At 44.6% G+C, this 24,456-nt stretch carries 26 protein-coding genes, 1 pseudogene and 1 riboswitch; of the genes and pseudogenes, 11 read left to right on the plus strand and 16 right to left on the minus strand.

From position 1 onward, the window contains the following. Positions 1 to 127: 127 nt before the first annotated feature. Both sixA and E4T80_RS13230 read right to left on the minus strand, forming a co-directional pair. Positions 128 to 619: a phosphohistidine phosphatase SixA gene (gene sixA, locus E4T80_RS00345; protein ID WP_135053922.1), complete on the minus strand. Its 492-nt coding sequence runs from the start codon at positions 617 to 619 to the stop codon at positions 128 to 130. Continuing rightward, positions 591 to 716: a hypothetical protein gene (locus tag E4T80_RS13230; protein WP_265588425.1), complete on the minus strand. Its 126-nt coding sequence runs from the start codon at positions 714 to 716 to the stop codon at positions 591 to 593. Before E4T80_RS13230 ends, sixA begins: the two co-directional genes overlap by 29 nt. Positions 717 to 740: 24 nt before the next feature. On the opposite strand from E4T80_RS13230, the gene pyk reads away from it, so the two are divergent. The 3 genes from pyk (at position 741) to E4T80_RS00360 (ending at position 5,844) form a co-directional block, all read left to right on the plus strand. Next, complete coding sequence (gene pyk / locus E4T80_RS00350; RefSeq protein WP_047976163.1) at positions 741 to 2,180, plus strand: pyruvate kinase; 1,440 nt, start codon at positions 741 to 743, stop codon at positions 2,178 to 2,180. Between the two features lie 60 nt (positions 2,181 to 2,240). Beyond that, positions 2,241 to 4,214: an exodeoxyribonuclease V subunit alpha gene (gene recD, locus E4T80_RS00355; protein ID WP_135053924.1), complete on the plus strand. Its 1,974-nt coding sequence runs from the start codon at positions 2,241 to 2,243 to the stop codon at positions 4,212 to 4,214. A 76-nt stretch (positions 4,215 to 4,290) separates the two neighbouring features. Continuing rightward, on the plus strand, positions 4,291 to 5,844 hold the full coding sequence (locus E4T80_RS00360; protein ID WP_135053926.1) for a SulP family inorganic anion transporter: 1,554 nt from the start codon (positions 4,291 to 4,293) through the stop codon (positions 5,842 to 5,844). A 144-nt stretch (positions 5,845 to 5,988) separates the two neighbouring features. Here E4T80_RS00360 and E4T80_RS00365 read toward each other — a convergent pair whose 3' ends face one another. The 4 genes from E4T80_RS00365 to E4T80_RS00380 form a co-directional block, all read right to left on the minus strand. After that, positions 5,989 to 6,630 carry a hypothetical protein gene (locus E4T80_RS00365; protein WP_135053928.1) on the minus strand — a complete coding sequence of 214 codons (642 nt, stop codon included), beginning with the start codon at positions 6,628 to 6,630 and terminating at the stop codon, positions 5,989 to 5,991. Then, positions 6,630 to 7,613 (minus strand): HTH-type transcriptional regulator CysB, encoded by a 984-nt coding sequence (cysB, locus tag E4T80_RS00370; protein WP_135053930.1) that lies wholly within the window; start codon positions 7,611 to 7,613, stop codon positions 6,630 to 6,632. Before cysB ends, E4T80_RS00365 begins: the two co-directional genes overlap by 1 nt. A 45-nt stretch (positions 7,614 to 7,658) precedes the next feature. Further along, positions 7,659 to 8,333, minus strand: coding sequence for a pyrimidine 5'-nucleotidase (gene yjjG / locus E4T80_RS00375; protein WP_135053932.1), 675 nt, complete (start codon positions 8,331 to 8,333; stop codon positions 7,659 to 7,661). An 85-nt stretch (positions 8,334 to 8,418) separates the two neighbouring features. Further along, entirely contained in the window at positions 8,419 to 9,309 is an 891-nt protein-coding gene (locus E4T80_RS00380; protein WP_135053934.1) for a transcriptional regulator GcvA, read from the minus strand. Between the two features lie 421 nt (positions 9,310 to 9,730). On the opposite strand from E4T80_RS00380, the pseudogene E4T80_RS00385 reads away from it, so the two are divergent. Both E4T80_RS00385 and E4T80_RS00390 read left to right on the plus strand, forming a co-directional pair. Then, positions 9,731 to 10,768: pseudogene (locus E4T80_RS00385) on the plus strand (branched-chain amino acid aminotransferase); the annotation flags it as partial. A gap of 79 nt (positions 10,769 to 10,847) precedes the next feature. Next, positions 10,848 to 11,195 carry a RidA family protein gene (locus tag E4T80_RS00390; RefSeq protein ID WP_135053938.1) on the plus strand — a complete coding sequence of 116 codons (348 nt, stop codon included), beginning with the start codon at positions 10,848 to 10,850 and terminating at the stop codon, positions 11,193 to 11,195. Here the strand turns inward: E4T80_RS00390 and ruvC are convergent. The 6 genes from ruvC to E4T80_RS00420 all read right to left on the minus strand — a co-directional run bounded on the left by ruvC (position 11,192) and on the right by E4T80_RS00420 (position 14,558). Then, positions 11,192 to 11,770: a crossover junction endodeoxyribonuclease RuvC gene (gene ruvC, locus E4T80_RS00395; protein WP_135053940.1), complete on the minus strand. Its 579-nt coding sequence runs from the start codon at positions 11,768 to 11,770 to the stop codon at positions 11,192 to 11,194. The two genes, E4T80_RS00390 and ruvC, sit on opposite strands and share 4 nt — an antisense overlap. A gap of 59 nt (positions 11,771 to 11,829) precedes the next feature. Next, positions 11,830 to 12,354, minus strand: a complete 525-nt coding sequence (locus E4T80_RS00400; RefSeq protein ID WP_135053942.1) for a hypothetical protein — start codon at positions 12,352 to 12,354, stop codon at positions 11,830 to 11,832. A gap of 21 nt (positions 12,355 to 12,375) precedes the next feature. Next, the gene (locus E4T80_RS00405) at positions 12,376 to 13,116 is read right to left on the minus strand and encodes a YebC/PmpR family DNA-binding transcriptional regulator (protein ID WP_047976377.1); all 741 of its coding nucleotides are present in this window, start codon (positions 13,114 to 13,116) and stop codon (positions 12,376 to 12,378) included. A 93-nt stretch (positions 13,117 to 13,209) separates the two neighbouring features. Next, the gene (nudB, locus tag E4T80_RS00410; RefSeq protein WP_135053944.1) at positions 13,210 to 13,677 is read right to left on the minus strand and encodes a dihydroneopterin triphosphate diphosphatase; all 468 of its coding nucleotides are present in this window, start codon (positions 13,675 to 13,677) and stop codon (positions 13,210 to 13,212) included. After that, a complete protein-coding gene (locus E4T80_RS00415; RefSeq protein ID WP_135053946.1) occupies positions 13,678 to 14,238 on the minus strand; it encodes an LOG family protein in 561 nt (186 codons plus the stop codon). It abuts the gene before it with no gap. Further along, entirely contained in the window at positions 14,235 to 14,558 is a 324-nt protein-coding gene (locus tag E4T80_RS00420; protein WP_135053948.1) for a MazG nucleotide pyrophosphohydrolase domain-containing protein, read from the minus strand. Before E4T80_RS00420 ends, E4T80_RS00415 begins: the two co-directional genes overlap by 4 nt. Before the next feature lie 125 nt (positions 14,559 to 14,683). Continuing rightward, positions 14,684 to 14,772: riboswitch (TPP riboswitch) on the plus strand. A 118-nt stretch (positions 14,773 to 14,890) separates the two neighbouring features. Here E4T80_RS00420 and tenA point away from each other — a divergent pair. Both tenA and E4T80_RS00430 read left to right on the plus strand, forming a co-directional pair. Then, positions 14,891 to 15,544, plus strand: a complete 654-nt coding sequence (gene tenA / locus E4T80_RS00425) for a thiaminase II (protein WP_135053950.1) — start codon at positions 14,891 to 14,893, stop codon at positions 15,542 to 15,544. A 50-nt stretch (positions 15,545 to 15,594) separates the two neighbouring features. Continuing rightward, positions 15,595 to 16,902 carry an MFS transporter gene (locus E4T80_RS00430; RefSeq protein WP_135053952.1) on the plus strand — a complete coding sequence of 436 codons (1,308 nt, stop codon included), beginning with the start codon at positions 15,595 to 15,597 and terminating at the stop codon, positions 16,900 to 16,902. A 114-nt stretch (positions 16,903 to 17,016) separates the two neighbouring features. Here E4T80_RS00430 and E4T80_RS00435 read toward each other — a convergent pair whose 3' ends face one another. Both E4T80_RS00435 and aspS read right to left on the minus strand, forming a co-directional pair. After that, positions 17,017 to 17,310 (minus strand): hypothetical protein, encoded by a 294-nt coding sequence (locus E4T80_RS00435; RefSeq protein WP_135053954.1) that lies wholly within the window; start codon positions 17,308 to 17,310, stop codon positions 17,017 to 17,019. A gap of 87 nt (positions 17,311 to 17,397) precedes the next feature. After that, the gene (aspS, locus tag E4T80_RS00440) at positions 17,398 to 19,167 is read right to left on the minus strand and encodes an aspartate--tRNA ligase (protein WP_135053956.1); all 1,770 of its coding nucleotides are present in this window, start codon (positions 19,165 to 19,167) and stop codon (positions 17,398 to 17,400) included. A gap of 175 nt (positions 19,168 to 19,342) precedes the next feature. Here aspS and E4T80_RS00445 point away from each other — a divergent pair, with 175 nt between their 5' ends. The 3 genes from E4T80_RS00445 (at position 19,343) to E4T80_RS00455 (ending at position 21,050) form a co-directional block, all read left to right on the plus strand. Then, on the plus strand, positions 19,343 to 19,855 hold the full coding sequence (locus tag E4T80_RS00445) for an isoprenylcysteine carboxyl methyltransferase family protein (RefSeq protein WP_135053958.1): 513 nt from the start codon (positions 19,343 to 19,345) through the stop codon (positions 19,853 to 19,855). A 99-nt stretch (positions 19,856 to 19,954) separates the two neighbouring features. Then, positions 19,955 to 20,545: a nucleotide exchange factor GrpE gene (gene grpE / locus E4T80_RS00450; protein WP_135053960.1), complete on the plus strand. Its 591-nt coding sequence runs from the start codon at positions 19,955 to 19,957 to the stop codon at positions 20,543 to 20,545. Between the two features lie 52 nt (positions 20,546 to 20,597). Next, positions 20,598 to 21,050, plus strand: coding sequence for a DUF441 domain-containing protein (locus E4T80_RS00455; protein ID WP_135053962.1), 453 nt, complete (start codon positions 20,598 to 20,600; stop codon positions 21,048 to 21,050). Positions 21,051 to 21,058: 8 nt separating this feature from the next. Here the strand turns inward: E4T80_RS00455 and murQ are convergent, their stop codons facing one another. Both murQ and E4T80_RS00465 read right to left on the minus strand, forming a co-directional pair. Beyond that, positions 21,059 to 21,958: an N-acetylmuramic acid 6-phosphate etherase gene (murQ, locus tag E4T80_RS00460; RefSeq protein ID WP_135053964.1), complete on the minus strand. Its 900-nt coding sequence runs from the start codon at positions 21,956 to 21,958 to the stop codon at positions 21,059 to 21,061. Positions 21,959 to 21,999: 41 nt separating this feature from the next. Next, the gene (locus tag E4T80_RS00465; RefSeq protein WP_135053966.1) at positions 22,000 to 22,845 is read right to left on the minus strand and encodes a DMT family transporter; all 846 of its coding nucleotides are present in this window, start codon (positions 22,843 to 22,845) and stop codon (positions 22,000 to 22,002) included. Between the two features lie 136 nt (positions 22,846 to 22,981). Between E4T80_RS00465 and E4T80_RS00470 the strand changes: the two genes are divergently transcribed. After that, entirely contained in the window at positions 22,982 to 24,364 is a 1,383-nt protein-coding gene (locus E4T80_RS00470; protein WP_135053968.1) for an aminotransferase-like domain-containing protein, read from the plus strand. Positions 24,365 to 24,456 lie beyond the last annotated feature (92 nt).

Consider the following 24,456-nt stretch of genomic DNA (forward strand, 5'->3'; position numbering starts at 1 on the left):
AAAATGTCTATTTTTGTGCATTTGCTACATAATACCGCATTATGCAACAACAGGCTCGCCCTCTGTATTATCAGAAAATCAAATTTGTGCTGCTGCACGCTCTATCATACGCTAACCGTGGCGTTTGTTATGCGGGAAATTCACTCATCACCACATTGCCGACGCCATTTTGCCACTCGACTTCGGCGATCACCGCAGGGTAAAAATGCACGCTCTGTTGGTGTTGTGTCAGCCGTTGCACCAGATCGAATACCAAGGGCAGATGAGAAACCAACAACACATTTTCCACGCCGTTCTGTGCTAAAAAATCAAGGTAATTCAACACATTATCCGGTTCACCGTCCGGCGTAATGCCCGTCCAACTTTCACGAATATTTGCAAAACTTTGCACAGAACCGACCGCTTGCATTCCCTGTTGCACAAAATCCGCCGTTTGTTGCGTTCGCACATAGGGGCTGACAATCACTTTATCTAAGCTAACGTTTTGATTTTCCAATCGTTTTGATAGCCATTGTCCTTGTTTGAACGCCATTATCTGACCTTTTTCCGTCAGTGTTCTTGCACTGTCTGTCGCCGCATTAAAGCCTGCTTCACCGTGCCGCATTACCCAAATCTTCATTTTGTTCCCCCTTCGGTTGTTTAAACTGAACCAATTTGGGCGTATAATGCACGGCGTTTTGAGCGGTGGCAAGCCGCAATGAAAAGATTTTTATCATTTTTACTTATGGAGTAACTCAATAATGTCTCGTAAACTCAGAAGAACCAAAATCGTTTGTACAATGGGGCCGGCGACAGACCGTGGCAATACCTTAGAGAAAATCATTGCGGCGGGTGCAAATATGGTTCGTATGAACTTTTCTCACGGTGTGCCGGAAGATCACATTGAACGTGCGAATAAAGTGCGTGAAATCGCCAAACGTTTAGGTAAACACGTGGCGATTCTCGGCGATTTACAAGGCCCGAAAATCCGTGTTTCTACCTTTAAAGACGGTAAAATTTTCCTCAATATCGGCGATAAATTTACCTTAGATGCGGATCTGCCTCGTGGTGAAGGACACCAAGAAGCCGTTGGTTTAGACTATAAAAACCTGCCGAATGATGTTGTGCCGGGCGATATTCTGTTGTTAGATGACGGTAATGTACAATTAAAAGTGCTTGAAATTCAAGGCGTTAAAGTTCTAACCGAAGTGATTGTCGGCGGCCCGTTATCCAACAATAAAGGGATCAACAAATTAGGCGGCGGTTTATCCGCACCGGCATTAACCGATAAAGACAAAGAAGATATTAAATTAGCGGCTAAAATCGGCGTGGATTTCTTAGCGGTCTCTTTCCCGCAATCCAGTGCTGACTTACACTACGCCCGTCAATTAGCCTTAGAAGCCGGTTTAGAAACCAAAATTGTGGCGAAAGTGGAACGTGCCGAAACCGTTGCCACCGAAGAAGCAATGAACGATATTATTTTAGGGGCGGACGTAATTATGGTTGCCCGTGGTGATTTAGGGGTGGAAATCGGCGATGCGGCATTAGTCGGCGTGCAGAAAAAATTGATCCGCCGCTCGCGTAAATTAAACCGTGTGGTGATCACCGCAACGCAAATGATGGAGTCAATGATCAAAAAACCGATGCCAACCCGTGCGGAAGTAATGGACGTGGCAAATGCGGTGTTAGACGGCACAGATGCGGTGATGCTCTCCGGTGAAACAGCGAACGGCGATTATCCTGTTGAAACGGTTAAATCAATGGCAGAAGTGTGTTTAGGAGCAGAAACAATGCCGAGCATTAACGTTTCCCGTCATCGTATGGAAGATTCGTTCACCACTATTGAAGAAGCCACCGCAATGTCGGCAATGTACACCGCTAACCACCTTGAAGGCGTGAGTGCGATTGTCGCATTGACCCACTCCGGCGAAACGGCAAAATTGATGAGCCGTATCAGCTCCGGCTTGCCGATTTATGCGATGTCCCGCAACGAAAAAGCGTTAAACCGTTGTGCGTTGTACCGTGGTGTAACGCCGGTATTCTATGACAAAGACAGCCGTACTATTGAAGGTGCAAAAACCGCGATCGCCCTCTTAAAAGAGCAAGGTTACTTAGTCAGCGGTGATTTAGTACTTCTCACCCACGGTGATGAACTAAGAGAAGGCGGTACTAACACTTGCCGTATCTTACGAGTTGAATAATCTTTTCATTTCAGTCAAAATCCACGCTTGGCGTGGATTTTTTATTAACGACAAACTGCTATGCTCACTCTGCTTTCGCACTTAAAATCCGAGAACCTGATTTCCGAACTCAATTACCAATTTGCCAAGCTCATCGACCGTAAGCAGCAAGCCTACGCCTACTCACCCTTACAGCAGAATTTGGCGGTGCTGCTTAGTGCCTTAGTGTCGTTTAATGTAATGCAAGGTCATAGTTGCATACGGTTGAACTCCGCGTTGGCACTCAACCCGTTCGGGCTGAAAGGCAAAACGCTCGCCCAAGATTATACGCTTTTGATTTTGCAAAAAATTGAGCATATCTCACCGCTTGAATGGCAATCGGTCTTAGCAGATCATATCGCCTTTAGCAGTCGCCCCGATCATATTGCGCCGCTCCTATTCCAACACGAACGGCTCTACTTTTATCGCTATTGGCAAGCGGAACATCGCATCGCCCGTTATTTTCAACAAGCGGTCAATTCGGCGGACGAGTTTGCAAATGATGATCAACACTCCGCTATCCTTGCTCTCTTTTTTACCCCACAAACGCAGATCGACTGGCAGCAAATTGCGGTGGCAACCGCCCTTGTTAAGCCGTTTTGCCTGATTTCCGGCGGACCGGGCACAGGCAAAACCCGCACTGTTGCAATCTTACTGGCGGCGTTACAACTTAAACAATTAACACTAAGCCAACCGCTGCTCAAAATGGCGTTAGTTGCCCCAACGGGCAAAGCGGCGGCACGGCTGAAAGAGTCGATTACGGCAAATATGGCGCAGCTTGATATTCCGCAAAGTTTGAAAGAGAGCGTACCGCAACAAGCCTCGACCATTCACAGTTTAATCGGAATTCGTCCCGACCGCGATACGCCCCGCCACCACTCTAAAAATCCGTTACATCTTGATCTGGTGGTAGTTGATGAAGCCTCAATGATCGACCTGTTTGTAATGGAAAAATTGCTCAACGCACTCAAGCCGCAGACCCGTTTAATTATGCTGGGCGATAAGGATCAACTTGCCTCAGTCGAAGCCGGCAACGCAATGGGGGAATTGGGTGAGCTCACCACGCTCGGTTACAGCCAAACGCACAGCCAATATTTAACCAAGGCAACCGGCTACCCGATTTTCTCGCAAAATCAGCGAGTGCCGCCGATCTGCGATGCCCTTTGCCACCTTCGCCACAGTTACCGCTTTGATGAAAAATCGGGGATTGGGCAACTAGCAGCACACATCAATGCTAAACAAGCGGTCGGATCTTGGCGGATTTTAGCAAATCGGGACTATGCTGATCTCAACTTACAGCCCTACCCTGCGGTAACGCAATTTTCGGATAAACGCCAATGGCAGCAAGCCTGCGTCAATCTGGTGGTAGAACAGGCGGTGTATTACTATCGGGATTATTTAGCACTGGTCAAGCAAAGGCTCACATCACCTACACAGGTTTCAGTGGCAGATATTTTTCAGGCATTCCAAAAAGTGCGTTTTTTATCGGCTCTGCGGGTGGGTGAATTAGGGGTGGAACGGCTTAATCAAATCATTGCCGAAGCCTTGCAAACCGCCCGTTTGGTGCAGTTTAAACAGAGTCGGGAAAGCTATCTCGGCAAGCCGATTTTAATCACCGAAAATGCCCCGCAGCAACAGATTTTCAGCGGTGATGTGGGGATTATTCTGCCGGACGAACAGGGCAAACCCCGCATCTATTTTGAAACGAATATAGACGGTAAACCGCTCAGCATTTCCCCTAGCCGTGTGCCGAGTTATGAGCCTGCCTATGTGATGACGGTGCATAAATCGCAAGGCTCGGAATTTGAACATACCCTGCTCATTATGCCACTGACCTTTTCGCCGGTATTAACGAAGGAATTACTTTACACGGCAGTTACCCGTGCGAAACGCCGCTTTACCCTGTTCAGCGAAGAAATGATTTGGAAAAAAGCCGTACAAGCGGATATTCAACGCCAAAGCGGTTTAAATGCCCAACTGCTGCAACTTTTTGAACAACAAATTTCAGAAGTGTGATATAGACCAAATTTTTTCCGAGCAAAACAGCGTAGAATAGCGACTATCATACGCTTAAGACAAATAAGGAAGTCAGATGATAGGCGAAAAACAACGTGTCGGGTCATTACTTAAACAAAATTTCTCATCGGGGCTGGTGGTGTTTTTAGTCGCACTGCCGCTCTGTTTAGGTATTGCCTTAGCCTCCGGCGCACCGCCCCTTGCTGGCGTGATTTCCGGCATTGTCGGCGGTATTGTCATCGGTTCGCTCAGTACCTCGCCCATTAGTGTCTCCGGCCCGGCGGCAGGGTTGGCAGCCATTGTCCTCACTGCCATTGCAGAGCTTGGGTCGTTCGAGCTTTTTCTGTGCGCCGGTTTAATTGCCGGCGTTATTCAACTTATTTTCGGTTTTATACGAGCCGGCAGCCTCACCAACTACATTCCCCTCTCGGTCATTGAAGGAATGTTAGCCGGTATCGGTGTACTGATTATCCTCAAACAAATCCCCTACGCACTCGGCACAAACCAAGATAGATTACTGACACTAACAGACCTTGATATCCATTTCGGTTCGCTACTCGTGGCAATCGTCTCCCTCGTGATTATGCTGATTTGGGAACGCCACCCACGTTTCAAACACTATAAATTATTACCGTCTGCGTTAGTCTCCGTCGTTGCCGGTATTCTGCTTAATCAACTGTTTATCGCCTTAAACAGCCGTTTAGCCATCACCGATCACCAACTCGTCCAACTGCCTGTACTGCAAGATACCGCGCACGTCGAACATTTTCTCCGTTTTCCGCACTTTGAAGGGCTAATGGATAGCCGTGTATGGCTAATCGGCATTACGATTGCGATTGTCGCCTCCATTGAAACATTACTCTCCATTGAGGCGGCCGATCGGCTAGACAAACATCGCCGCATTACCGACACCAACCACGAATTACGGGTACAAGGCGTGGGCAACCTTTGCACATCGTTGATCGGCGGCTTGCCGATGACATCGGTAATCGTGCGTTCTTCTGCGAATGCCAATGCCGGTGCGACCCATAAACTTTCAACGATTATTCACGGTCTGTTACTGTTGGTCTGCGTCTTAGCAATGCCGATATTGCTGAACAAAATTCCCCTTGCAACCCTTGCGGTCGTGCTTATTTTAGTCGGGTTTAAACTCACTCACCCGAAAGTGTATAAGCAATTTTGGCAAAAAGGCATTTACCAATTTGTGCCTTTTATCGCCACAATGGCAGCGGTGGTCTATTTAGATTTATTGAAAGGGGTCGGTATCGGTTTGCTCATCAGCATTCTGTTCATTTTACACGGCAGTATGAAACGCTCTTACTATTTAAGCCGAGAAGAATTAGCCGCCGCCGATGAAATCGTATTGGAACTGGGGGAAGAAGTGTCATTCCTCAATAAAGCAGCGATAAAGAAAACCCTAAAAAACGTGCAACCAAACTCAAAAATTACGATTAATGCCGAACGCAGCCTCTACATTGCCAGTGATGTATTAGAGCTGCTAGAAGACTTTACCAATGTGTATGCACAAGAAAACGATATTCAAGTTACCCTACGGGGATTTAAATATGATTATGAAGACCAATCCAGCCACGGCAGCCACATTCGTGTCGAACACCGTAGTCGGATTTAATTGTCAAGCGGGTGAATCAGAGCAATTTTTTGCGATATCCCATTTTGAACTGAAATGAAAGAAAGACGCTGTGGAGCGTCTTTCTATACTCAAATAATTCACTTTTTTGCAAAATACGTTGCAAATCCAACCGCTTGCCTTACGTTATTTCACAAAGCTATCAAACTTCAGCTCGTAGTTATCGCCATCACGGTTATAAGCGATATAACGTGGGAATTTCTCGCCGGCAAATTTTTTCACGGTAATAAATTTATCGCCCGTTTTGAATTTATAGGTGATCTCTTGGAAATCCTGCCCGTTCATTTTCACGTTTTTCTGGCTTTTATTCAAAACTACATTTTCAGTCGGGTAGAGTTTTTTGCCGTTTGTCGTTTGGAAGCTGATAGGCAATCTGTCATAGTAACTAAGCTGAAAAGCGAGGCTGAACAGGTCAAAGGTCGGCAATTTTAGTGCCTCTTTTTTGAGCGGTTCTTTGGTTTTGCCGTATTGAATTGTATTAGAATCCAACTCGGCAACCGCATAGTTTTTGCCGTTACGGCTATCCCGATAGCTCAACAGTTGGAATTGCCCGTTCTCTTCTCGTCCTTTCGCACTAAACACGATATTGTAAAGCGGCACGTTAATTTTGGCGGTAATGCCGTAACTTTTACCGTCATTTTTAAACTGTACATACGCCGGCATTAAATAGTTTGAGCTGTATTTAATATGAAATTGTTCCGCTGCCACATTTGCCACTAAAGCGGTACAAGCGCCCACCCATAAGATGATTTTCTGTAAAGCTGTCATCATTTTTCCTCTAATTGCATATTCTCAAACATCAGCAAAATTGCGTTGTTATCACGCAACTGCTCTGCTTTTTCCACCTGCATTTTGGTTAAATGAGGTGAAAAATAGTGAATAAAATCATACATATAATTGCGTAAGAATGTTCCTCGTCTAAACGCAATTTGTGTCATACTGGATTGGAATAAATGACTTGCATCAATTGCAACTAAATCGCTATCGTCTTCGGTATATGCCATTGACGCCATAATTCCTACCCCCAAACCGAGTCGAACATAGGTTTTAATCACATCGGCATCGGTGGCGGTAAACACGATATTCGGCAAAATACCTTCTTTATTGAAAGCCCTGTCTAAATCGGACTGACCAGTAAACCCGAAGGTATAAGTGATCAAGTCATATTTTCCGAGTTCTTCGACCGTCAATTTCTGATTTTGTTTCACGAACGCCACTAACGGATGATCGGCTTTCACTACCACCGAGCGATTCCACAAATAGCAGGGTAGCAGTACCACATTTTCAAACAGATATTGTGCTTCGGTGGTGATGGCGAGATCCACTTCGCCTGCCATTAACGCATCATAAATTTGACTCGGCGATCCTTGATGCAGGTGAAAACTGACTTCGGGGTACTTTTCTTTGAACGTTTTAATCACATTCGGCAGTGTATAGCGGGCTTGGGTGTTGGTGGTTGCAATGCGTAACACGCCTTTATCCGGGCATGTTTCTTCCTCTGCCACCGATTTAATGCTTTGAGCTTTCACCAACAATTCACGGGCAATGGCAACGATTTTTTCGCCGCTCGGCGTTAGCCCCTTAATATGTTTGCCGTTTCGCTCAAAAATATTCACACCTAACTCGGTTTCCAACAATTTCACTTGTTTACTGATACCGGGTTGAGAGGTGTAAAGCACCTCCGCCGCTTCGGTGATATTGAGGTTTTGATTAACGATTTCGACGATGTAACGTAGTTGTTGTAATTTCATAATGTTAGCCTTAGGTAAGAAAAATAAGCACAAAAGTAATATAATCTAACCGCTTGCAATGCGGATTAAATCTAAAATCGTTTGAATTTCATAGGTCGGTTTAATATCTGTATCATTTTGTTTTTGTTCCGGATTAAACCAACAACTCGCAATACCTGCTTGGTTTGCCCCTAAAATATCCGAAGCCAGCGTATCGCCCACCATTAAGACTTTTGATTTATCGAATGCTCCCATTTGCTCAAAAGCGGCGTGGAAAATTTTCGGATCAGGCTTGGCAACCCCCACGGCTTCGGAAGTTATCACCCATTCGAAAAAATGGTGTGTTTGCGTGTTGTGTAAACGTTTTTGTTGCAAAGCATCAAAACCGTTGGTGATAATGCCCATTTTGACCTTGCCATGCAAGGCTGTCAGCATTGTCGGCACATCCACCAACGGGCGACTGACTAATGCCATTTCTGCCATCAAAGCAAGATTAAGTTGCTCGGCACTCTGCCCCGTCAATGCGGATAATTTGGCAAAGCGGATCGTACGCAGTTGTTCCGCCGTAATTTTTTTATTTTGATAATCGACCCACAAGGGTTTATTCACCGCTTGAAACTCGGTGTAATCCGCTTCCGTAAACGCCAGCCCGTACTGTGCCAGCACCGCTTTTAATCCAAAATAAGAATTAAAGGAATACAGGGTTTCGTCCGCATCAAATAATATCCATTGATATTTCATCGTTTTCCCTAAAGGAAACGGCTAGCTTTTGCAAAAAAATGCCAAAAGTTAACCGCTTGTTACACTTTTTTATATTTTACCCGATTTAAGTGCGTATTTCCTGCAAAATCCATTCTACAAATTGTTTCACTTTGCTCACTTCCATCATTTGTGGCGGGAAGACGACATAAAAGCCTTTTTCATCATTTAAACCGGTCGGAAACGGTTCGATCAAATGCCCCTGTTCAAGTTCGTGCTGTGCCAGCGTTTTATTGGCAATCGCAATCCCCTGTTGATGCATCGCCGCCTGCAATGCCATAAAGGTGTGGCTGAACATCGAGCCGCTTTCTTCCACATCAATCTCGCCGCTCAAGCCAAAATGCTCGATCGTGCGTTTCCATTTATTACGACTAAAAACGTGCAAAAGCGTTTTACCCACCAAATCTTGCGGGCGGTTGAGGGGATTTTCCTGTAAAAATTTCGGTGAAGCTAAAATCACCAACGGCGCTTCGGATAATCGGATAGATTCAACATTCTCCCATTTACCCGAACCGTAGTAGATCGCCACGTCAATTTCTTTGCCGAGCAAGCCCTCGTCTTGATCGACCCCTTTAATTCTAACTTCAATTTCAGGGTACTTTTGGTGAAAATCGTTCAACCGTGGCACAAGCCAGTGCATACCAAAGGTTTGCGGCACGCTGATCGTTAAGATCTGGCGGCTGTTTTTCGCCCGAATTTTATCGGTTGCTTTAGCGATTTGTTCCAAAAGCGGTCGGATCTCGTCAAAATATTGCAAACCCAGCTCCGTGAGTTCCAACACACGATTACGGCGGTGGAAAAGCTGAATGCTCAGAAAATCCTCCAGCAGTTTAATCTGGTGGCTGACTGCCGCCTGCGTAACGAACAGTTCCTCCGCCGCTTTGGTGAAGTTTAGATGACGAGCCGCAGATTCAAAGGCTTTCAGCGCATTGAGCGGCGGGAGTTTTTTATTATTCATAACTAACAACGAATTGAGAATAGGGCTAACCTATTACATTATTTTTTTTGATAAATAAAATTAAAAAATTTAGTTTGCTTAATGATTTAAACATCTCTAAAATTTTGCCCGTACTTAGATGGATAGTGATAGCTGTTTCAGCTATTTTGAATTTTAAGTATGATGTTGTGTTTGCATATTGGTCTAGGCAACTAGACTGGAGTAACGAAAGTTACTCGTTTCACTTCCTGTATATTTTGAACCATTTGGTTTAATACCGCCCATTTGGGCGGTTTTTTTCGTTCTAAAATCCTCTCCATTTTAGCAGAATTTGCGAATATCACCACCAAAAGCCAACTTTTAAACGAAATTTTTAATTTTTTGTGCGAAGGCTTTCATTTTCTTAAGGAAATAGTGTAAATTCTTCACACTTTCCACGAAAACAACGAAGGACACAACAATGACAAAAAATATCGACTGGCAAAATTTAGGCTTTTCTTATATCAAAACCGATTACCGTTTTATCGCCCATTGGAAAGACGGTCAATGGAGCAAAGGTGAATTGACCACCGACAACACCCTGCACATTCACGAAGGCTCAACCGCTCTCCATTATGGGCAGCAATGCTTTGAAGGCTTAAAGGCTTATCGCTGCAAAGACGGTTCGATTAACCTTTTCCGACCGGATGAAAATGCCAAGCGAATGCAAACGACTTGTGCCAAATTATTGATGCCGCAAGTGCCGACCGAACTGTTTGTCGAAGCCTGTAAACAGGTTGTCAAAGCCAATGCCGAATGGCTCGCCCCGTACGGCACCGGTGCATCGCTCTATTTACGTCCCTTTGTCATTGGTGTCGGCGAAAATATCGGCGTTCGCCCTGCTCCCGAATATATTTTTAGCGTCTTTTGTTGCCCGGTCGGGGCTTATTTCAAAGGCGGGCTAATGCCGGCAAACTTTATCGTCTCCGATTACGACCGTGCTGCCCCGAACGGCACTGGCGGTGTGAAAGTCGGCGGTAACTATGCGGCCAGCCTGTTGCCTCACCAAATTGCCGTTGAGAGAAAATTTGCTGATGCGATTTATCTTGATCCGAAAACCCACACGAAAATTGAGGAAGTCGGGGCGGCAAACTTTTTCGGTATTACCGCCAACAATCAGTTTATCACGCCGATTTCCGACTCCATTCTCCCGAGTATTACCAAATACTCGTTGCTCTATTTGGCAAAACATCGCTTAGGAATGGAAACGATTGAGGGTGATGTTTATATTGATAAACTTGATCAATTTACTGAAGCGGGGGCGTGCGGCACAGCAGCAGTGATTACGCCAATCGGCGGGATTCAACACGGCGAACACTTCCACGTTTTCCATTCCGAAACGGAAGTCGGCCCTATCACAAAACGCCTCTACGACGAATTAGTCGGGATTCAGTTCGGCGATATTGAAGCGCCGGCAGGCTGGATTACCAAGGTCGAATAATTTCACAGGCGGTCGGTTTACGGGCAAAATTTGCAAAAAAATGACCGCTATCCGACCGCTTACAGTAAGGGATTTCTCAATGATTCAACGTTTTCAAGTCGGTAAACGCCTGTCCGAACTGGCGATTTACAACGGCGTGGCTTATTTAGCCGGACAAGTGCCGGAAAATGATCAACTGGATATGTACGGTCAAACCCAACAGGTTTTAGCCGAAATTGATAAATGGTTAAAGGTTGCCGGCACAGATAAAAGCCGGATTTTGACGGCGCAGGTTTTTGTTGCCAATATGGCGGAGTTTGACGAGATGAATCGGGCGTGGGACGAGTGGGTCGATACACAAAACAGCCCGCCTCGTGCCGCTGTTGAAGCTCGCTTGGCTAATCCGAATTGGAAAGTCGAGATTGTCGTTACTGCCGCAGTCGGCTAACCTTTTAAGCGAAAACGCCCCCGGCTATAACGGGTTTTCATCAGGGCTAAAATCTGCTCTTTTTTCGAGCTGACCGACTGCGTGGTTTGTGCCGCAACCCGTAGCGAATGTTGCATTGAATGGGCGTGGGTAATCGCAATCGCTAACGCATCGGCGGCATCGGCTTGCGGTTTAGCGGATAGATGCAAAATGCGGGTAACCATCTCTTGAACTTGCACCTTATCCGCCGAGCCGATTCCGACCACCGTTTGCTTAACTAACCTTGCCGCATACTCGAACACCGGTAAATCGTGGTTTACCGCCGCCACAATCGCCGTGCCTCTCGCTTGCCCTAACTTCAGCGCAGAATCGGCATTTTTTGCCATAAACACTTGCTCAATCGCAAACATATCCGGCTGAAATTGCTGAATAATTTCACTCACTCCGGCATAGATGCGTTTTAAACGACTGGGGAGATCATCCACCGCCGTACGAATTGCGCCGCTGCCAAGGTAATCCAGTTGTCGCCCCGTTTGCCGAATGACTCCGTACCCCGTAACCCTTGAACCCGGATCGATACCCAAAATAATTGCCATTATTACGCTCTAGAATAAAAAGAGGGACACACTTGGTGTCCCTTAACGCAGTGAAAAGATTACTTATTCAATTTAGCGGTTGCCGCTTCATCAATACGGCAGTTTTTCGCTAAAATTTGATCCGTTTGCTTACCTAATTTGGTGAGCATTACCGAAGAAGATTTATCGAATGTTGCCAGTGAGAAAGTTTCATCGGTGTTCCAGCGATGTGTTTTTGATTCAAAGGTTACCGGATTAGGTGCTTTGTCATCAACCATTAAGCCTTTAATCACTTTTTTGCCTAACGTGAGGTTCACTCTTTTCGCTTTCTCGCCTTCAAAGCCGTAAGTGGCTGTAACCAGCGTATTATTTTGGCAATGATAAACCACCGATTTTGTCGTTGTATCGAATTTATCGGTAACGGTTTTCACCGCATCGGATACGCCGTCTTTTACCGTTGTGGCTGCTTGAGATACCCCGCTGCTCACCGCATCTGCCGTTTTGCTGACGGCATTAGTGGTACTGGATACCACATCAGATGCGGTTGAACAGGCAGATAATACGAGTGCCGCTGCAAGTGCCGGGGTAAATTTCATCAATTTCATTCGAACTCCTTTGAGTAAAAACTAAAGTAGTGCGGCAACCTCATCGCTGATCTCGCCGTTGTGATAAACGTTCTGTACATCATCACACTCTTCAAGCATATCGATCAGTTTTAATAATTTCGGTGCGGTTTCCGCGTCTAAATTGACCGTTGTTGAAGGGATCATTGTTACTTCGGCAGACTCTACTTTAAAGCCCGCCCCTTCAATACCGTCACGCACCGTCCCTAACTCTTCCCAAGCCGTATAAATCTCAAAGCTGCCATCTTCTTGTGGTTGAATGTCGTCCGCACCGGCTTCAATCGCCGCTTCCGTTAAAGCGTCCTCATCCGCCGAGCCAATTAAAATCAACCCTTTTTTGCTAAAGAGATAACCGACCGAGCCTTCCGTGCCTAAGTTTCCACCACATTTGGTAAAACTTGGACGTACTTGGGAGATAGTACGGTTTGCGTTATCGCTTAGACACTCAACCATCACCGCAGTTCCACCCGGCCCGTAACCTTCATACACTTTTGTTTCCATATTGGTGTCATCGCCGCCGCCGACACCCCGCTCGATCGCACGGTTAATCGTATCCCGTGTCATATTGCTGGATAAGGCTTTATCCACCGCCGCACGCAAACGAGGGTTTGCCGACACATCACCGCCGCCTAATTTTGCCGCAGTAACCAATTCACGAATTAATTTTGTAAAAATTTTCCCACGTTGCGCATCTTGTGCGGCTTTGCGGTGTTTAATGTTAGCCCACTTACTATGACCTGCCATTTTGTTTCCTTATTTGTCTTCTTGAATATTTAACGGGGTAATCACTTGCCCCAATACTGATTTTGCAAAAAATAGCACGCAACTGACCGCTTGCTATGCTAAAAAATCTGACATTTTGCTCTCTTTGTTGATGAGATAGCGTTCAATTGCCAAACGATTATTGGGGGATTTCGTCAGTTTTGCCGCCTGTTCGGGTGAAAGCCATTGAAAACAGAGATGTTCACTCAATACAGGGGACATTTCATCATTAACCGCCAATAAAAACCAATGCTCTTGACAATGGGTAATCTGCGGGGCGTATTTATAGCGGAATTGGGGAAAAATTTCAAATTCTATCTTGAATTGGCAATCGACGAGCGTTAAATTTTGTGCAGCAATATCAATACCCGTTTCTTCTCTCACCTCCCGCAACGCCGTTTGGAAGGGTTGCTCGCCGCTTTCAATCGTGCCGGTTACCGACTGCCAAAAACTCGGTTCGTCTTGGCGTTGCAACATTAACACCCGTCCGCTATGTTGGGCATAAATCACCACCAAAACGGAATAGGGATTTTTATACTTCATTTAATAACGCCTAATTTGTGGGGCTTGGTAAGTGGCAATAAACTGTGCGATTTCGTCTAAATCGTCGGAAAATAAGATTTTTTGGTAATCCTCTGCCGTGAGAAATGCGGATTTCACCATTTGCTCAAACAACATTTTGAGGGGATTGTAATAGCCGCTTTGATTAAACAGAATGCACGGGTTCGGGTTTTGTCCGATTCTTGCCCACGAAATTACCTCGCTGATTTCCTCTAACGTCCCCGGCCCGCCGGCTAATGCAATATACGCTTCGCCCAATTCGATCATTTTTTGCTTGCGTACCGACATTGAATCGACCGTGATTAACTGGGTTAAGCCGGTATGTGCCAATTCCCGCTCCGCTAAAAAAGTCGGCATCACCCCGATAACTTCGCCGCCTTCGGCAAGCACCGTATCGGCAATCACGCCCATCAGCCCTGCTCGCCCGCCACCGTAAATTAAGCGATGCTGATGTGCGACAATCCATTTTCCTAAACGCACTGCCGAGTCTCGATAAACGATGTCGTTTCCCAAACTTGCGCCGCAATAAACGGTAATATTCACGCTTTCCCCTCCAAACGTTGTGTTAATTTGCGTTGATTTTCTTGCATTATCACTGCTAAATCAAGCTGGTATTTCTCGGCTAAAATAAGCAAATTATTCAGCACATCGCCGATTTCTTCCTGAATATGTACTAAACGAGTCTGTTGAGATAACGGCGGTTCATCGGCTCTATCCCGCCCGATTTCATACGCCCGTACCGCTTGTGCCAACTCGCCGACTTCCTCCGTCAAAAAATTCAAGCGGATAAAAGGGGTATAGTCATACCATTGCCGAAGTTTATAATATTCTACCAGCCAGTGTTGATAGGTTTTTAGTCTCATTTTGCCCCTTGTTTCCGAGCCATATTGCGTTTGAAATTCTACACTATTTTCAATAAAAATAATGAGATCTTTATCACAATTTTGTATGAAGGATATTGAGTGTTCCAAGAAAGTTGCTACACTGGTGGCATTAGTCGGGGTGCCTTATGGCTGAGATCATACCCGTGAACCTGAAACAGTTAGTACTGGCGTAGGAAACTAATTATGTCCACATCATATTCCCCTTTATTTTTTACTCCATTCTCGCATTTTCTCTACCCTATTAGACTAACTGTTTTCAGACTATCTTGAGTTCATTCCGTTTATATTCAACTGAAAATAGGAGAAATAGGATGCTTACTTGCCAACAACTCATCCAAGGTAGTTCAATTCATTGGAAAAACTACATCGAACATCATTTTGTGCTACAACTTGCTCAAGGTACGCTGCCCATTATAAATTTCCAACATTATCTAAAGCAGGACTATCTCTATCTTTTCCATTATAGCCGAGCATTTGGGTTAGCCGTTTATAAGGCGGATACGTTTGCTCAAATGAGTGCTGCACAGCAGGTGGTACAATCTATTTTAGAGGAGAGCGAGTTACATATCTCGTATTGCAAGGAATGGGGTATATCAAAGGAAGAACTGCAACAACTTTCCGAAGCCCCCGCCTGCATAGCTTATACTCGTTACGTTTTAGATTGTGGTATGCACGGCACACTCGCCGAACTATATGCCGCAATCGCGCCTTGTGCTTTAGGCTATGCTGAAATTGCCAGAATGATTAATGAACGCCGGCTTAGTCCATCAAATAATCCTTATCAAAAATGGATTGACAGTTACGCTTCTCCAGACTTTCAACATAGTGCCGCACAAATCGGTGCAACGCTAGAACAACTTTGTCAATTTATCACTCCCTCCCAGTTGCAAAAAATCCAAGAGATTTTTACTACGGCTACTCGTATGGAAGTGGCATTTTGGCAAATGGGATTAGATTTAAACTAACTGCTATTCAGCGTTCATCATACACCCGTGCAATGCTAAAGGAGCAACAAATGCAACCGACACAAAACAACCTCAAGCAGGTAATTACCGCGACAATGATAGGTACGACCATAGAATATTTCGATAATTACATCTATGCGATTGCTGCGGTACTCATTTTTAATCATCAGTTTTTTTATAGCGCCGATCCTGTGTCCAGTCAGATCGCAGCACTCTCGACACTTGCCCTGACCTTTATCGCCCGACCGCTAGGTGCCGCATTATTCGGGCATTTCGGTGATCGCTTCGGTCGGAAAAACACGCTAGTCGTCTCTCTGCTTCTAATGGGCTCGGCAACAGTCATTATCGGATTATTACCCACTTATGAACATATCGGTATCTGGGCAACATTACTGCTTTGTTTATGCAGAATCGGGCAAGGCATCGGCTTAGGCGGTGAATGGGGAGGGGCGGCACTGGTCGCGATTGAAAATGCCCCACAGCATAAACGAGGATGGTACGGCACCTTTCCACAGCTAGGTGCACCGATAGGATTATTACTGGCAAATGGCGTATTCTTTGTCGTTAATTGGCTTTTTGGTGATCAGGCATTAGTTGAATGGGCTTGGCGTATTCCGTTTATCTCATCGGTTATTCTCATTTTTATCGGGTTATACGTCCGTCTAAAATTAGTTGAAAGCCCAATTTTTATCACTGCAATAGCACAACAAAAACGAGCGGTAAACTTGCCGATAAAATGGGTTTTCTCCATCTACGCAAAACCTTTTATTTTAGGAATGTTGCTATCCGTTGCCGGCTATGTTTTATTTTATATTATGATTGCCTTTGCTCAAGTATATGCAAAATCACCGGTCGGACTCTCGCCTGCAGGTTATGCGACAGGGTTAGGGCTCTCAAGCGGCACATTGACTTTCCTGTTAATATGCAGTGCTTTTGCCCTTGCATTGACGATCAGCCTTTCGGGATATTATATCGACCGTATCGGACGTAAACAGTGGATGATAATCACCACGCTAGGTGTAACACTCTTTGGGCTATTTATCCCGTTCTTCCTTGAAAATGCAACCACATTAAGACTATTTTTCTTTTTTATGATAGGTATGGGGCTCATCGGAATGGGGTACGGCCCATTAGCCAGCTTACTGCCCGAACTGTTTCCAACGGAAGTCCGTTATTCCGGCGCATCACTGGCTTATAACTGTGCCGGCATCTTAGGCGCAAGTGTTGCTACGCTGATAACCATTCCGCTAAATAATCATTTCGGTTTATGGGGCGTTGGCATTTATCTCTTTGTTAACGGCTTATTAAGCCTTGGCGCACTATGGAAAATAGCAGAAACCAAAGATAGTCTTTTATAGACGGAAAACGCCCCACCAATCAGATCTTGATTGGTGGGCTGTATCCTATTTGCAGATTTTTAAGAGAAAATACCCGCTTGTAAACTATTCACAACTTCCCCAGCTTAACCAAGGCTACTCTTCTTTGTCAAAATGCGCATCACCTAAAAAATGTTGAGTCATAAAGCCACCAATCATCGCCAAAATAAAATAAATTTTAGGATATTCACTTAGCAACATATGACAGATCAACATAACGATTGCATAACCTAGTAAGAAAGTGATAAAAAATTTTCCAAACGAATATTTATATTTTATCGCTTGTTGGCAGTGGGGACATTGCTTGATCCATTGAACAGGTTTGATGAGCGGAATTTTGATCGACTGATGGCAATGCGGGCAGGCTAAGCTGCAATAGTCGATAAGCATCATTGTCTCCTTTTTACTTTCACATTTCTCACTATACTTGTCTAAGAAAAAAGCCCTCTAAATCGGCTGATTTAAAGGGCTTTGAATTTAGTCTGATTTAGCGACCACGCTAATTGCCAGTTCGCTTAATGCCTGCGGATTGGCATAACTCGGCGCTTCGGTCATCAAGCAGGCGGCAGCGGTGGTTTTCGGGAAGGCGATCACATCTCGAATATTTTCCGTGCCGGTAATCAGCATCGTCAAACGGTCTAAACCAAAAGCAAGACCGGCGTGCGGCGGTGTACCGTATTTGAGAGCATCCAGCAAGAAGCCAAACTTCTCTTTTTGTTCATCTTCGTTAATGCCCAAAATGTTGAAGACGATTTGTTGCATTTTCGGGTCGAAAATCCGTACTGAGCCGCCGCCGACTTCGTAACCGTTGATCACCATATCATAGGCATTGGCAACTGCACTTTTCGGGTCAGCCATCAACTGTTCCGGCGTTAACTCTTTTGGTGAGGTGAACGGGTGGTGCATTGCCGACCAATTCCCTTCATCATCTTTTTCAAACATTGGGAAATCTACCACCCAAAGCGGCTTCCAAGTATCCAGATCAGTGAGGTTTAGATCACGCCCTACTTTTAAACGCAGCGCCCCCATTGCATCGGTTACGATTTTTTCTTTATCTGCGCCAAAGAAAATAATATCGCCGTTTTGTGCATTTACACGGGCTAAGAGGGCGACAACCACCTCATCAGTTAAAAACTTCGCAATCGGGCTTTGCAAACCGGCAAGCCCTGCGTTCACATCATTGACTTTCGCCCACGCCAAGCCTTTCGCCCCATAAATACCGACAAATTGGGTGTATTCGTCAATCTGTTTACGGGTGATTTCCGCCCCGTTCGGCACTCGGATAACCGCAATCCGCCCTTCCGGATCATTTGCCGGTTCGTTAAAGACTTTAAACTCTACCTCTTTTAATAAATCGGCGACATCAACCAATTCAAGCGGGTTGCGCAAATCCGGTTTGTCCGAACCGAAACGGCGCATCGCTTCCGCAAAGGTCATTTGTGGAAATTCGCCTAAATCGACATTTAAGCGATCCAACCAGAGCCCACGGATCATTTTTTCCATCATCGCCCGCACTTCCGGTGCGGTCATAAAGGTGGTTTCCACATCAATTTGGGTAAATTCCGGCTGGCGATCGGCGCGCAAATCTTCATCACGGAAGCATTTGACAATTTGGTAATAACGGTCAAATCCCGACATCATCAAAAGCTGTTTGAATAGCTGCGGCGACTGTGGCAACGCATAAAATTTGCCTTTATGCACACGGCTCGGCACAAGATAATCCCGCGCGCCTTCCGGCGTGGCTTTGGTGAGCATTGGGGTTTCAATGTCAAGGAAGCCGTTATCGTCCATAAACCGGCGGACAAAGCTGGTGATTTTGGCACGGGTTTTCAAACGTTCTGCCATTTCCGGACGGCGTAAATCTAAATAACGGTATTTTAAACGCTGCTCTTCCGTGTTGTTTTGGTTGAAATCAAGAGGAAGTACCTCCGCATTGTTATATACCAGCACCCCTTTGACTAATACTTCAATTTCGCCCGTAGCCATTTCTTGATTGATTTGCGATTCATCACGAGCAATCACTTCGCCTTTAATTTGTACGCAGGCTTCCGCACGCAAGCTACTGGCAATTTTGAACAGTGCGTCGTCTTTTTCATCAAAGAAAACTTGTACGATCCCTTCACGATCACGAATTTGCATAAAAATAAAACGACCGAGGTTACGCACACGGTGAACCCAGCCACTTAAGGTTACTTGTTCGCCAACGTGAGAGCGGTTTAATGCTCCGCAATAATGAGAACGCATCATAAAATTATCCTTTATCAAAATAGAGAGAAAATTGTTGCCGATTATAGCGAAAAATCAACATAGAGAGAACGGTTATTTCTGCGGATAATCTCGCCAAACGGCGTTCTATAATGTAAGAATAGGTGCATCATTTTGTCTAAGGTGATATGGTTTTACCCTTTTAAAAGGAGATTTTATGTTATTTATCAATACCCTTTTCGCACTTATTTTAGCCCTGCGTTTTTACACCTTATCTATATCAATTCGTAACGAAAAAGCCCTGATCGCAAAAGGGGCGGTTCAATACGGCAAAACCAATTCAATACTGCTCTCTGCCGCACATATTCTGTTTTATCTCGCTGCTATCACGGAGGCAAATTTCCGTCAAATCAGCTTTGATTATACCGCCCAGCTCGGTTTAGCACTGCTCATTTTTGCCTTTATTATGCTGTTTTATGTGATCTATGCTTTAAAAGAGATTTGGACAGTCAAACTTTACATTTTACCCGCCCACAAAATTAACCGTTCTTTCCTGTTTAAATACATTCGCCACCCTAACTATTTTCTCAATATCATTCCGGAATTAGTTGGTTTAAGCCTGTTTTGCCACGCCGGTTATACCGCAATGTTCGGCTTACCCGTCTATCTTGTCATTTTAGCGGTGCGGATCAAACAAGAAGAAAAAGCAATGGCGCATTTACTGAACTAAATCGCTTATTCGGCTTGAAATTGGCGGATTTAGCACTATATTAGCGGTCAGTTTTGTGCAAAAATTTGCAATGTAAATTTTCATTTAGAGGACTTATAAATGACAAATCAAACCGAAAAATCCCCTGTAGAACAAGATGTTGTGGCAGAAGAAACCGTAGAGCAAACCGAACAAGCACCGGCAGATTTGCAAGAAAGCGCAGAAATCGACCCGCTTGTTGCGGCAAATGAACGCATTCAAAGTTTAGAGGCTTACATCGCCGAAGCAGACAAACGGGAACAGGACATTGCCCTGCGTGCCAGAGCCGAAATTGAAAATATCCGTCGCCGCACCGAACAAGACGTTGAAAAAGCGCACAAATTTGCCCTTGAGAAATTTTCCAAAGAATTACTGAATGTGGTGGACAATCTTGAGCGTGCGCTACAAGCATTGGAAGGGGCGGACGAAAGCAGCAAAGCCCTCGCCGAAGGGGTGGAATTAACCCATAAAGGTTTGGTTTCAACACTGACTAATTTCGGTGTGGTCGCCGTCGGTAATATCGGTGAGGCTTTCGATCCGGAGTTGCACCAAGCGATTTCAATGCAGCCGGCAGAAAACATTGAGCCGAACCATATCAGCAGCGTAATGCAAAAAGGCTACACCTTACACGGCAGAGTGATCCGTCCTGCAATGGTGATGGTTGCCAGTTAATCTTTCAATCCCTTACAATCGTAAGGGATTTTACTTTTCCCACATATAGATTATGTCTTTACAATTCAATGCAGTGGCATTACTGCTCGTGGCACTTATCCTACTCGGTTTATTCAGCCAAAATAGTGCCGTTACGATCTCCGCCGCCGTGCTACTGATTATGCAACAAACTTTTTTGGCTAAATACCTGCCGCTTGCCGATCAATACGGTTTAAAAATCGGGATCGTGATTTTAACAATCGGCGTGCTGAGCCCGTTAGTGTCCGGCAGAATTACGCTGCCGGAAATCAGCCAGCTTCTTGATCTGAAAATGTTCTTTTCGATTATAGCCGGCGTACTGGTTGCTTGGTTAGGCGGAAGAGGCGTAAACCTGATGGGCAGCCAGCCCGTGCTGGTTACGGGGCTGCTGATTGGCACGATTATCGGCGTGGCTTTTTTGAAAGGCGTACCGGTCGGGCCGCTTATTGCAGCAGGTATTCTCTCACTGGTTATTGGCAAAGCCTAGCGGTACAACTATCTTAACCGCCCGTGATTTTGACGCAATAATTGCTCGGCAGTGGCACTATCCGTGCCACTCAAAATCATCATTATTGCCAATTTGGCATTTTGATTGGCTTGGGCGAGTGCCGTTTCCGCTGTCGTTTGTGAACATTCTGTCGCTTGCATCACAATACGCACGGCACGGGCGAGCAACTTCTGATTACTGGCTTGCACATCGACCATCAAATTTTGATAGCATTTGCCCATTAGCACCATACTGGCAGTAGAAAGCATATTCAGCACCAATTTTTGTGCCGTGCCGGATTTAAGCCGGCTTGACCCTGTTAAAACTTCCGCTCCGACCACCGTTTCAATCGCAATATCGGCCATTTTCGCCATTGGCGAATGAGGGTTACTGGCAATCGCAACCGTATATGCACCAAGGGATTTGGCATAACTTAGTGCACCCAATACATAAGGGGTTCGTCCGCTTGCCGCTATCCCGACTAAAACATCTTTTTCGCAAAAACCGACCGCTTGCAAATCCGCTTTGCCCGCCTCATCGCTATCCTCCGCCCCTTCTACTGCCTGACGCAACGCCTTGTCGCCACCGGCTATCAGCCCTTTAACCATTTCGGGCGATGTGCCGAACGTGGGCGGACATTCCGAAGCGTCCAATACGCCCAACCGCCCGCTTGTACCTGCCCCCAAATAAACTAAGCGACCGCCTCGCTGAAAGGCGGCGACAATCTGTTCAACGGCAGCAGCAATCTGCGGTAAACAGGCTTGCACTGCCGTTGGCACTTGATGATCTTCCTCGTTCATCAATGCGACGATCTCCGCCGCCGATAAACGATCCATCTCCATTGATTTAGGGTTGCGTTGTTCCGTGATTAAGTGGGTTAATGTCTCTAATAAAGCGTGTTCAGCCATTGTATTTTGGGTTAAATCATAAATAGATGGCAATTATCATACTATTTTTTATTGGCAATATATAGCCCGATTAAGACAATCACTAAACTGATGATTTCTAAAAATGACAATCTTTCCCCAAATATTACATAAGCGTAGAAAGCTGCAATCATTGGCTGCGTTAAGACTAATAAAGCGGCAAAACTAGCGTTAATTTTGCCTAAACAATAACTTAATCCGCCTTGCCCTAATATTTGCGATAACAATGCCAAACCGATTAGCGGATAAATTTCAGCAAAGGTGAACGGTACAAAAACTCCCTCATATCCAATCGCTAACGGCAATAATACGATCAAACACCCGATGCTTGCATAAGCCATTATTTGAATGGTTGAAAAGTGATACCTTAATTTATACACGCTAATCATAAATAAACCGTAAAAGACCGACGTTAGTAATGCTAACAGATCACCTTTAAAATGAAGCAAAGTAGGTGAAATTTTGCCGTTCATTAAGATCATCAACCCGATTAGCATTATTCCTGCGCCTAACAGAAATGACTTCGTTAATTTTTCTTTATAAAGAAAATAAGAGATCGGCACTACTGTAAAAGGGACTAAGTTTGCTAATAAATTCGCATTCGCGACGGTCGTATAAGCAAACGATATATTCCAAAAGACTAAATCCAATGCAAGGAAAACCCCTGCTATCATTGCTATGCCTTTTTCTTTATAGCTCATTATGCGATGATGAGATTCAAACTTCATCAATATAAAAAAGACAGGCAATGAAAATAACACTCTATACATTCCCGTTGTAATGGGGGGAAATTCACTTAATTTGACAAATATACCGCCTAATGCCAAACAACATATTGAAAGCATCGCTAATAATAAATAACGGTTCATTCTGCTTTTCTCCTAAAAAGGTGATGTTCCGATTGTTCATATTTAATTTAAACGATAAAATCAATGCACAACCGAGGCAATTGACGATAATAAAAAATAACTGTATTGCCCTTTCATCGATACAGCAGGAAACAAAATGAATAAAAAAACCAAAGTTGCTCAAGTATGTGATTGGGTGATTGAAAATATTGAACACAATATTTACCTGCCCGAGCAGAAAATTCCTTCTATCCGAGCCCTTGCTAAACGATTAAATTACTCGGCATTCACCATTTCTCAAGCCTATGAACACCTTGTTTCATTAGGCTATCTCAAGGCAATTAGAGGGTCGGGTTATTTCGTCAACCCGCTCAAAACCGAAAGCGTACAAGCGGTTGCCGCCCCTTCATTTACGCAAAATGTTGCAGATACAGGCTGGCTGATGCAACATTTATTTCACGAGCAGGAAAAAGATAAATCTCCCGGTAGCGGGCTGCTCCCGAGTGATTGGCTAATCCCCGCTAAGATTATTCGCCAAGCGATCAAGAAATCCGCCAAAGAAGCTCACGAGTTTATTTATACTTACGGGCATATTCAGGGCTACTATCCGCTGAGAAAATTATTCGCTACGCAATTAGCCCATTTAGGTATCACTGCCGATCCCTCGTTTATGATTACAATGCCGGGCGTGTCTGCGGCGATCCAGTTAATATTAAGATCGCTCACTCGCCCGAACGATTATATTATTGTCGATGATCCCAGTTGGTTTTGGTTATTAGGCTGCCTACATCAATTAAATTTAAACATATTAAGTGTACCGAGGGATCAAAACGGTCCAAATCTAGAAAAACTTGAGTATTTATTTAAAACTTATCAGCCTAAAATATATATTACCAATAGCATTTTAAATAATCCGACATCCTATAATGTCAGCCCCTCAATAATTTATAAAGTGCTCCATTTACTGCATCAATATAATGTCTATTTATTAGAAGATGATATTTACAGCCCGTTAGAAAATAATCCTCATACCCTACGTTATATCACTTTAGATCAAGGTGAAAGGGTCTTTTATATTAGCGGAGTCTCTAAAATTCTTGGCGCAAATTGGCGGGTAGCATTTATTTATCTGCCGAAATCGTTTTTAGATATTATTCTTCGTCAAAAAATGTTATCTAATATGACCAGTACCGAATTAACGGAACGCAGTGTTTATTCTATTTGGCTACACTCTTATTACCCCAAACATATTGATGAAATGCGTTTAAAATTAGTTAAACAACACGAAAAAATGAAAAATGCACTGGATAAAATAGGCATTGAATATCCTAAGCAGGCAAATAAAGGGATATTTTTATGGCTGGATTTAAAATTAGATACGACCAAAATGTCGATTGAAGCGAAAAAAGAGAATTATGTCTTAGCACCGGGTTATTTATTTTCCCAACACACCGATTTCTCCCACTATTTAAGATTAAACGTTACCCGCACCGGCGATGAATTTCTACACTGGTTAGCTGCCTATAAAGCCGCTCATTAAGGCTAAACCAAACGAACTATGCCGACATCCGCCATATCACATCAAGATCTGATTAAACGGACGTCCCTACCGATGAGCAATCATTTAGCGTT

This window comes from Muribacter muris, from assembly GCF_004569585.1.
In the GTDB taxonomy this organism is placed as follows: Bacteria; Pseudomonadota; Gammaproteobacteria; order Enterobacterales; family Pasteurellaceae; genus Muribacter; species Muribacter muris.